This is a genomic window from Myxacorys sp. (assembly GCF_059501405.1).
Genome location: NZ_JCACCM010000169.1, coordinates 1 through 8,619, shown reverse-complemented (window position 1 = coordinate 8,619; position 8,619 = coordinate 1). Strand labels below are relative to the sequence as shown.

Annotated in this window: 8 protein-coding genes; 6 read left to right on the top strand and 2 right to left on the bottom strand. The window is 46.4% G+C overall.

Annotation, left to right across the window (positions count from 1 at the left end):
- The 3 genes from AC5I6P_RS24090 to AC5I6P_RS24080 form a co-directional block, all read left to right on the top strand.
- Nucleotides 1-430, top strand: a 430-nt coding sequence (locus tag AC5I6P_RS24090; RefSeq protein ID WP_495696308.1) for a P-loop NTPase family protein, incomplete at its 5' end; no start/stop codon positions are given.
- The gene (locus AC5I6P_RS24085) at nucleotides 423-1,364 is read left to right on the top strand and encodes a ParB/RepB/Spo0J family partition protein (protein WP_495696307.1); all 942 of its coding nucleotides are present in this window, start codon (nucleotides 423-425) and stop codon (nucleotides 1,362-1,364) included. The genes AC5I6P_RS24090 and AC5I6P_RS24085, both read left to right, overlap by 8 nt.
- Nucleotides 1,365-1,393: 29 nt before the next feature.
- The gene (locus AC5I6P_RS24080) at nucleotides 1,394-2,449 is read left to right on the top strand and encodes a PDDEXK nuclease domain-containing protein (protein ID WP_495696306.1); all 1,056 of its coding nucleotides are present in this window, start codon (nucleotides 1,394-1,396) and stop codon (nucleotides 2,447-2,449) included.
- A gap of 946 nt (nucleotides 2,450-3,395) precedes the next feature.
- On the opposite strand, the gene AC5I6P_RS24075 is transcribed toward AC5I6P_RS24080, so the two are convergent.
- Nucleotides 3,396-3,878, bottom strand: a complete 483-nt coding sequence (locus AC5I6P_RS24075) for a response regulator (RefSeq protein ID WP_495696305.1) — start codon at nucleotides 3,876-3,878, stop codon at nucleotides 3,396-3,398.
- Nucleotides 3,879-4,943: 1,065 nt separating this feature from the next.
- Between AC5I6P_RS24075 and AC5I6P_RS24070 the strand changes: the two genes are divergently transcribed.
- The 3 genes from AC5I6P_RS24070 to AC5I6P_RS24060 all read left to right on the top strand — a co-directional run bounded on the left by AC5I6P_RS24070 (nucleotide 4,944) and on the right by AC5I6P_RS24060 (nucleotide 6,788).
- On the top strand, nucleotides 4,944-6,086 hold the full coding sequence (locus AC5I6P_RS24070; RefSeq protein WP_495696304.1) for an IS4 family transposase: 1,143 nt from the start codon (nucleotides 4,944-4,946) through the stop codon (nucleotides 6,084-6,086).
- 63 nt (nucleotides 6,087-6,149) lie between these two features.
- Complete coding sequence (locus tag AC5I6P_RS24065) at nucleotides 6,150-6,356, top strand: hypothetical protein (protein ID WP_495696303.1); 207 nt, start codon at nucleotides 6,150-6,152, stop codon at nucleotides 6,354-6,356.
- 261 nt (nucleotides 6,357-6,617) lie between these two features.
- Complete coding sequence (locus AC5I6P_RS24060) at nucleotides 6,618-6,788, top strand: hypothetical protein (protein ID WP_495696302.1); 171 nt, start codon at nucleotides 6,618-6,620, stop codon at nucleotides 6,786-6,788.
- Between the two features lie 116 nt (nucleotides 6,789-6,904).
- Here the strand turns inward: AC5I6P_RS24060 and AC5I6P_RS24055 are convergent, their stop codons facing one another.
- Complete coding sequence (locus AC5I6P_RS24055) at nucleotides 6,905-8,059, bottom strand: baeRF3 domain-containing protein (protein WP_495696301.1); 1,155 nt, start codon at nucleotides 8,057-8,059, stop codon at nucleotides 6,905-6,907.
- Between the last annotated feature and the right edge of the window lie 560 nt (nucleotides 8,060-8,619).

Genomic DNA, 8,619 nt, shown 5'->3' with positions numbered 1-8,619 from the left:
AACTCGTCACTTGAGTTATACCATCTGTAGCCTATCTTTGGAGATTTGGTATGAGACAACGAGAGCTGTGATTCTAGTGGCTGACTTGGCGATCGTGCCTTGCCAACCAACCGGGGTTGACCTCGAAAGTGCATCGGATACGGTTCGCTTAATTCATCAGGCTCAAAGGATTCGTCGAGGTGAACCTAAAGCAGTTATGTTTGTGAATCGAGCGGTGAAAGGAACCAAATTAAAGGATGAAGCGATCGAGGTGTTGCGATTGATGCCGGGAGTCGCGGTTTTAGATACCGTGATTCATCAGCGTCAAATTCTAGCAGACTGCTTTGGGCAAAACTCAACTGTATTTGATTTGACGGGATCGACCGCTGGAATTGCTCGGCGTGAATTAGAGCAACTCTTTAAGAAGGCTTTGGAGGTATTAGATGGCTAAATCGAGACAATCACTGACGCAAGGCTTATCAGCATCCATTGCCCAAAAATTTATTGAGAATCCCGAAAGCATTCAGTCATCTCAAACGGTATCTCTTGGACAAATTCACCTTCCAGCTAAACAGCCTCGACGCTATTTTGATCCACAGAAGCAAGCGCAACTTGTCCAATCTGTTCGTGAGTATGGCATTTTAGAGCCGCTCTTAGTTCGTCCCTTAAACAGTGGAGGTTATGAGCTAATTGCAGGTGAACGCCGTTATCGTGCTGCTCAAGAAATTCAACTTCAAGATGTCCCCGTCGTTATCAAAGAGTTCGATGATCAACAAGCTTTTCGAGTATCACTAATTGAGAATTTACAGCGAGAGGACCTTAATCCTGTAGAAGAGACAGAAGCCATTTTGGAGCTACTGGCTATTCAAATTGGAGGAAGTCCTGAAGATGTAGCCTCGGTTTTAAACCGCGCAAATCATGCAAAAAACCGCGATCAGGAACTGGAGGGAAACGTTTCCCTCCAGCTTGAGATGATTGAATCAGTTCTTGCAGAAATCGGACGATTTAATGCTGAATCTTTCCGAAGCAGCCGTTTGCCGTTACTCAATCTGACTGCAGACGTCTTGAAAGCACTTCGAGAAGGAGAGCTTGAATTTACGAAGGCTCGTGCGATCGCACGAGTTAAAGATGAGGGACAGCGCAAATCATTACTTAAGTTGGCGACAACAAAGAATTTGAGTTTGAGTGAAATTAAGCAGAAGATCCAGGAATTGACGAAAACTCAAGAGGAAACCACAGAAATTAGCTACACTCAGCGCTATGCTCAAATCGGGCAACGGCTGAAGAGGTCAGCAATCTGGGAAGATCCAAAAAAACGGGCTAAATTGGAAAAATTGCTTTCTCAACTTGATGAGTTAATCGGACCTGAGAACTTAGAAGCCTGAAGTCGTTTCAAAATGCGTCAACACTAATCGTGCCCAAACAATCATCGCTCTTTTCCCAAGACTATGACGCCTTCCTAAATCAACTGAAGGAGCAGATTCGCCGTGCGCAAGTGTTGGCTGCAACGGCTCTCAACCGGGAGGCAATTTTGCTGTATTGGCAGCTTGGTAAAGAAATTCTGGAAAGGCAAGAGCGAGAGGGCTGGGGTGCAAAAGTTGTGGAGCGACTTGCGAAGGACTTGCGGCGTGAATTTCCCGGTGTGCAAGGATTCTCGGCTCGAAATCTCAAGTACATGCGAGCATTCGCAGAAGCCTACCCAGATGTTGAAATTGTGCAGCAGCTGTTGCACAAATTGCCGTGGGGACATTTAGTTCGGTTGCTGGACAGCGTGAAAAATCCGGATGAGCGAGTTTGGTATGCGCAGCAAGCGATCGAGAACGGCTGGAGCCGGACAGTTTTGGCATATCAAATTGAGAGCGGGCTGCATAAGCGGTTAGGCGGAGCGATTACCAATTTTGATCTCACACTGCCAAAACCTCAATCCGATTTGGCAAAGGATTTAATCAAAGACCCCTACAATTTTTCGTTCTTGACATTAGGGAAAAATGCTCAGGAGCGGGATCTTGAAAACGCTCTTGTCAATCACATTCGAGACTTTCTTCTAGAACTGGGAATGGGATTCGCTTTCATGGGAAGCCAATACCCAATCACAGTGGATGGAAAAGAGTACAGGCTGGATTTATTGTTTTATCATGTTCGGCTGCGCTGCTATGTTGTCCTAGAACTTAAGATGGTGGAGTTTGAACCGGAGTTTTCAGGCAAACTCAATTTTTATGTGTCGGCAATTGACGACTTGATGCGGCATGCGGATGACCAACCCACGATTGGGATCATTCTATGCAAGTCGAAGCAGAAAACAACGGTAGAGTATGCCCTTAGAAATCTAAGTACGCCGATCGCGGTTTCGACGCACCAACTACCAGCTCAATTAAGGCAAAACCTTCCATCGAGTGAGCAACTCGAAATGGAGATTGACACAAAACTGTCTGAGATTGCCAGTCAAACCCCAATGGATGAGGAGAACTGAAACACTTTGAACTGGATCATCCTGTACATGGACTCAACTTGGACTAAATCGCCATCTGGTTATAACTGCAAATCTGCATTCTCTCGTCCGTCAACTGTCACACGAGCAACGGGAGAACGAAGGTTTGGGCTTGGAATTCTGCGATCGGGCACAGTTAACCAAATTAACCAAAACTATCTTCAGCTCTAATAAATTATCTCAAATTCAATCCGAAGATTGATCGTTCGGCTCAGTAGCTATTGCTGCCTGTAACCTAAAAACTGGTTCTCCTGTTGAGATTGCTGATTCAATAATGCTGGCAGCTTGTTTTACCCCACCCAAGTTTTGAATCGCTGACTACAAGCGCAACGCCTGAACTTTATAGGGGTAAACCTAGCGAAGCTGCCGTCAGCCGCCATGATGACGCTGAAAACCTTGCCCTGTAAAGATTTCAGCGACTAGTTTTGATTCAAGAACAGATTGTGTCGGGAGAGGTGTAAAAACGTAAGAATTTTGCATTTTTCGACTTGAAACAGCCCAGTTGAAAACTTTGACTAGTACACCTTTGGACTATTTTAGGACTAAAAAATTCCAGAAACCGACTAGTACACCCCATCATTTTGGAGCGGATTGAACCCTGAAACCCGCATGATCTCCTTGTTTCGCTGCCACCCGCGCAGAAGTTCAAAGATTACTGTTGACGAAGGATAAATCGTAAGAAGTCTACTTCGCAGAGCTTTCAGGTTGATAAAGTTACTTAAGAATAAAACTGCGGCGTGAAGGCTCTACTACGTAAGCATTTCAACGCTCGCATTGCGGCTGACGGCAGCGTCGCTACTTTCACCCCAGATTGGCTTGCTCGCTATGGCAGGCATCCCTAAGTTGTGTTGTGTCGCTTTTAGACACAACACCCTAACCCTAATCAGCTCCGCAGCTGAGATCGCTAGACTCTCAGCGCTTTGATGACTTACGAAGCAGGAGGCGTTGCGGGCGAATGTTCTTGCGGTTCGTCAGCAGAATCGACTTGAGCGCCTTCATTCTCGTTTCGCTCTTGCAGCAACTTGACCAGCGCCGCAATCAGTTTTTCAAACTCCAGCGGCTTCGTGAGGTAGCGGTCAAAGCCAGCGCCCAGCGCTCGTCTCTGATCTTCCTCTCTCGCCCTTGCACTGAAGGCAATCGCTCGAATTCGTCTCCCTTGTCCGGAGGGAAAGGAACGAATCGCTTCAATCAAGCTGCACCCATCAGCATGCGGCATGGCAATATCGCTGATGATTGCTTGCGGTTGTACCCCAGCAAAGACAGCTAGTGCCTCTTGTACAGACCCGCACGCGACCACGTTTGCCCCATAAATCTGTAAGGTCACAGTCACAAGCTCGCGCGAGTCGAAGTCATCATCTACAACTAGAACTGTTACCCCTTGCAACACGGAATTATCATCAGGAGAATACATGGCTTACGTTATACGGAATGGAGGCAGAAGGACTGTTCTCAAGCATCCACTAATTCTATAATCCCGCAACCAGTTGCTCTGCCTCAAACGGTTTTAAATAGGGCATTATGGGCAAGTGATCCAATCATTTTGCGGTCGTCCGCAATCTGGCAGCAGAGCGATCACGTCTTCAGAAGTTTAACTACGACAATCCCCGTAGCCGTTTCTAGTCGGTCGGTCTGGTGTTGAGAGTTTCTTCAGATGCTAGTGACAAGATGTAACAAGCATCCTTCCAAATGGTAGTTAGATGATTCTTTGGTGATTGCGGTAGCACTCTGACTTAATCTTAAATACTCCTTCAAGCTGTTTCTAAGATGAAGGTATCTGTCAGAGAATTTTGTCTAATCTTCTAGCCATACTCAAGATTCCCTCCCAACCTCCCTCAGTCCAGGGAGGTTTTCTCACGCGCTCTCGGGATTTTTTTGCGTGCCTGGTTGAATGTTCGGGATAGGCGCAATCCTAAATGTCTTGCTCTTGATTCTCTAGTGATTGCGGTAACACTCTGACTTAATCTTAAATACTCCTTCGAACTCCCTCTAAGGTGAAGGAATCTATCAAAGAATTTGTCTAACCTCTAAGTAAGTCTTATACGAAGTGTTAAACGTCTCCAACCTCCCTCAACCTTCTAAGTCAGGGAGGTTTTTCTTACGCGCTGACGGTGACTTTTTGTGCGGTTGGAAATGCGTCTGAAGTGTAGGAACCTCTCAGAGAATTTTGACTAATCTCTAAGTAATGAGCGCTCAAAGTCATCTCCTAACCTCCATCCACAGTCAAGGGAGGTTTTTTCGTGCGTTCACGATGCCTTGCTGGATGGCAGGGAGAAGATCTGAGCCTTGGTTATCCCGTGGCTATGCATCGTTTCGTAACCAGGCAAGCGGAATAGTTAGATGTATCTTTTTAAGGATTTAAGTGCAATAACTTCACGGGGTGACAGCGCTCTTGAAAGCTAGAGAAGATGCCGGATTTGGGCGATGAGAGCAGAAAAAATGGAGTGAAACAAAACGATTCACTCCACTGCTGTTAAATATGTTGCCGTCATTCTATCAAACCTGCTTACAATCACAACTCTCGAATATTCAATTCGTGACGCTGGAAATCTTGGTCGAACTGTTGCAGAAAGAGCGACGAGTCACCATCGAGCGCCTAGCAACGCTGTTTCCCCAACCGATTCTATTTGAGAGTCGCCGCCGGAACGTCCAACGATTTTTGAGTTTGCCGCAACTGACACCAGAAGCCGCGTGGTTTCCGATTCTCAAGCAGTGGCTCAAGCGTCATGTCCCACGAGGGCAAACGCTACAAATCGTGTTTGACCGGACGCAATGGCAAGACCATAATTTATTCATGGTCAGCCTCGTGTACCAAAATCGTGCCATACCGTTGTTCTGGAGGTGGCTCGACCAGCAAGGACAGAGTTGCTTGAGTAACCAACAGAAAGTGCTGCGTCCCGTGTTTCGACTGTTGAAAAAGCATCGCTTTGTCTTACTTGGAGACCGGGAGTTTCACAGTATCGAACTCGCCGCCTGGTGCGTTGAAAAAAACGTCTCCTTCGTGTTTCGTTTACCCAAAAGCACGACCGTTCAACCGGGCGACCGCATGGCGTTTACACGACTGGATGACCTGCCACAAGCCCCCGGCTTCACCGAGCAGTACTTGCAAATTCAAGTCACCCAAAAACGCGGGTTCGGTCAACACAATCTGGTGGTTCATCAGAAACGGACGTACCGTCAATCGACGACCGACGCTTGGTATTTGCTCACCAACCTGAAGGACGCGAACAAAGTCCTGTTTCACTACGACAGTCGCTTCTGTATCGAACCCTCGTTTAGGGACTTCAAATCCGGCGGCTACCACCTGGACGAGTGTCACGCCATACCGCAGCGCTTTACTGCCTTGCTGGTTCTGATTGCCATTGCTTATTCCATCTCCACCGTTCGGGGAGCGCGCATTCGCAAAAAACGTGTGCAGCATTACGTGGGTCGGGTGAAAGAACCGAAACGGACCGAAAACCGACACAGCCATTTCTGGATCGGTCTGTACGGCAGTTTGTGGATTAACAGCCTCGATCTTTGGGCATCGTTGGCGACTAAACTGATGGTGCTCAAACCCCAAAAACGCGCCTTTTTTCGACGAGGTCTCAACGCTATTTCCCTCATCCAGTCTGCGTTGTAGCTTGGTTGTCACCCCCTGAATGCAATAACTCAGGTTCTTAAATTTGTAGTTCTAGAGAGTGTTATGACATTCAACGAACCCAAGAAAGAACAGAACGTGAATCCTGATGCGAATTCTAAAGTGGATACTTCTATTCCAGAACTTCCCCATCCTCCCCATCTTCCAACGCCTAAACCTCCCGGAGCCGTAGAACCTACCTCTCCAACTTCTTCTGGCTCAATACCTGAACCTCATTTCTCTGCACCGGGACATCTTGACCCACCTGTCTAATGCCAGACTTTGAAATCGATGAGAACCACAACAGAGCTAGTACGAGATGGTGGGAATTGAGCTACTGTAATGCGGGCATTTTGCCCGTGTGAGCGAGACACTCACACGACAAACGGTTGTTAGATTTAAGCCGAGGTCTACTAGGCTGTTTCAATTCTCTATACAACTAAACAACCGCTTTTTCTCGGACTGGACAAGACCTGAGTGGAAAGCGAACGATTTATTGCATTTCTTTCAATAACCCAACCTTGGAGTCAAACAATGTTTAATCAACAAGCTGATGAGTCCCTTGGAGTCGAACAGCTTCCTCAAGACAAATTGGATGCCTCTCCTAGCGACGAGGACATTCAAGCGTCTAGCCTTGATGTCGAAGTTGCGGAAGTCACCACGACATCCGCTGATTCAACTGAGCAACAGAACTCTAAAAGCTAACCCTCTTGATGAAATATGAGCTGTACTAGAAATTAGATTTGCGTCGCAACCTGTTGAGCGAATAGAATTAGCCCTGAAATTGATCAGGCCTTTAAATCCGCTCAAACGAAGCGCAATTAATAGCGAAATACTGCTGCAACAGGTGTGTCATCTGGCACTTCTTCCGGTTCGACAGCATACACCGTTCCACCATGAAAAATCGTTTGAATTGCTGCTGCATTCAGCAAATCTTCATCGCCAGGCTGAGCGTCACTGTGCATTTCAAGCTTCATTGAGTCCGGATCAAAATGTCCCCATTTTTGCACACCAACCGGAACAAAAAGTTGTTCTACACGACCATAAAACGCGCCTTGAATGACTTCGTCCAAGTCGTTCGACCCTTTGCCAGCCGCGATCGACTCATGATAGTAATCGATCGCTTTTTGCTGGTTTGCTTGAAATTGCGGCTCCACGATCGCCCAAGCTTCTGCATGAAGTTCTTGCGCCGTTTGCTCCTTTGTATTGTGTTGAATTCCTTCTTCCACAATGAAATTGTAGGTATTTGCTTCGTGATAAATCGGTAGCAAATAGTTAACGCCAGCTAGAACAAGCGGCGCGTGGCGATTATGGAAAAAGTCGTGCAGTGCTTTATCTACTAATTGAAAATATTGCAGCAAATCTTCTTTGACGTTTTCGCGCTCGCCGCCCTGTCCGTGATACGAGCCAGCTTGTAGAGCGGCACGACCTGCACCACCGCCCTGTCGCCGCTGTTCATCCTTCGCCGTTTCGTCATACTGCAACGCTTCATCCATGCTCTTGGGCAAGCCTTCAATTTCAACTTCACGAGTCATGCCGTAGCGATTGCTTTCTAAAAGACGCACATCGCGCTGACCAAGCGTGAGAATATAGAAGCGGTCATCTCCGCTCAACAGGGGAATTAACGGCTTGAGATGAAAGCGATCATTCACGACCACCAGTTCAATCATGTCGATCGGCACGCGATAGAAGCGGAAGAATCCTTCTGAGATGAACAGAGCTAAACCTGCGTTCTGATCCTGCCAAAATTCATCTTCATCCAAATCAATTGCGGGCTGAAGAAATTGACCTAGATCAGTCGGGTGCAATTCATATTTTTCTAACTCCGCTTCTGCCTGTCGAATTAGATTCTTGAAGCGGACAGAGTTTTGCCCAGTTTCTGAACTAAGCTGCGCAGTTGGCATGTAGATCGATACACACAATCCTTGCTGCTGTTCAACAAGTTCTTTCAGGTCTTCGATCGAAAGAAAGCTCATATTATTAAGGTGAAATTAAAGAGAGATAAAAACGAGTTTTACACAGAAATCGTAAAAATTTTTCCAGGCTGAAGCCTCTATCGAATGATAGAGAAAGCTTGACCATTTAGAAGCTATCTCTAAACAGCTGTAACAACTGATGCTGAGTAATGCGCTTTTTTTTCTTCAACACACAGCGGTACTAGAGAACTAGTACCGTTTCCAAGAAATTCTGCTACCTATGCCCTCCCATAAAGACGCGATTAGTTGCTTCGCAGAGAAGGCGGCGCGTCTTTACCAAGATCTATAGCAACTATCTAGGGAATTGGTATAACTCTCCTTTGACGTAACAATCCTCAAAATCTAAATCCTGGTATTAGTTCGATGATTATGGTTCTTTCAGAGTTACGCTCATCACTCAAAAAAAAGCCTCCAGTTCATGAATGTCTCACGAACTGGAGGCTTGATAGATATTAACTAATAGAGTTTTTGCTGACCTAAATCAGCTTAGATACAGACTCTTGAAAAATTACATTGCAACTTGTCAAACACCAATGAAGGTTTGTGGTCAAGCCCTCGGT

What these genes read in the sequence shown, in the direction of transcription:
- AC5I6P_RS24060 (WP_495696302.1), top strand. Translation starts at nt 6,618, where the DNA reads ATGTTTAATCAACAAGCTGATGAGTCCCTTGGAGTCGAACAGCTTCCT.
- AC5I6P_RS24065 (WP_495696303.1), top strand. Translation starts at nt 6,150, where the DNA reads ATGACATTCAACGAACCCAAGAAAGAACAGAACGTGAATCCTGATGCG.
- AC5I6P_RS24075 (WP_495696305.1), bottom strand. Translation starts at nt 3,878, where the DNA reads ATGTATTCTCCTGATGATAATTCCGTGTTGCAAGGGGTAACAGTTCTA.
- AC5I6P_RS24085 (WP_495696307.1), top strand. Translation starts at nt 423, where the DNA reads ATGGCTAAATCGAGACAATCACTGACGCAAGGCTTATCAGCATCCATT.
- AC5I6P_RS24070 (WP_495696304.1), top strand. Translation starts at nt 4,944, where the DNA reads ATGTTGCCGTCATTCTATCAAACCTGCTTACAATCACAACTCTCGAAT.
- AC5I6P_RS24055 (WP_495696301.1), bottom strand. Translation starts at nt 8,059, where the DNA reads ATGAGCTTTCTTTCGATCGAAGACCTGAAAGAACTTGTTGAACAGCAG.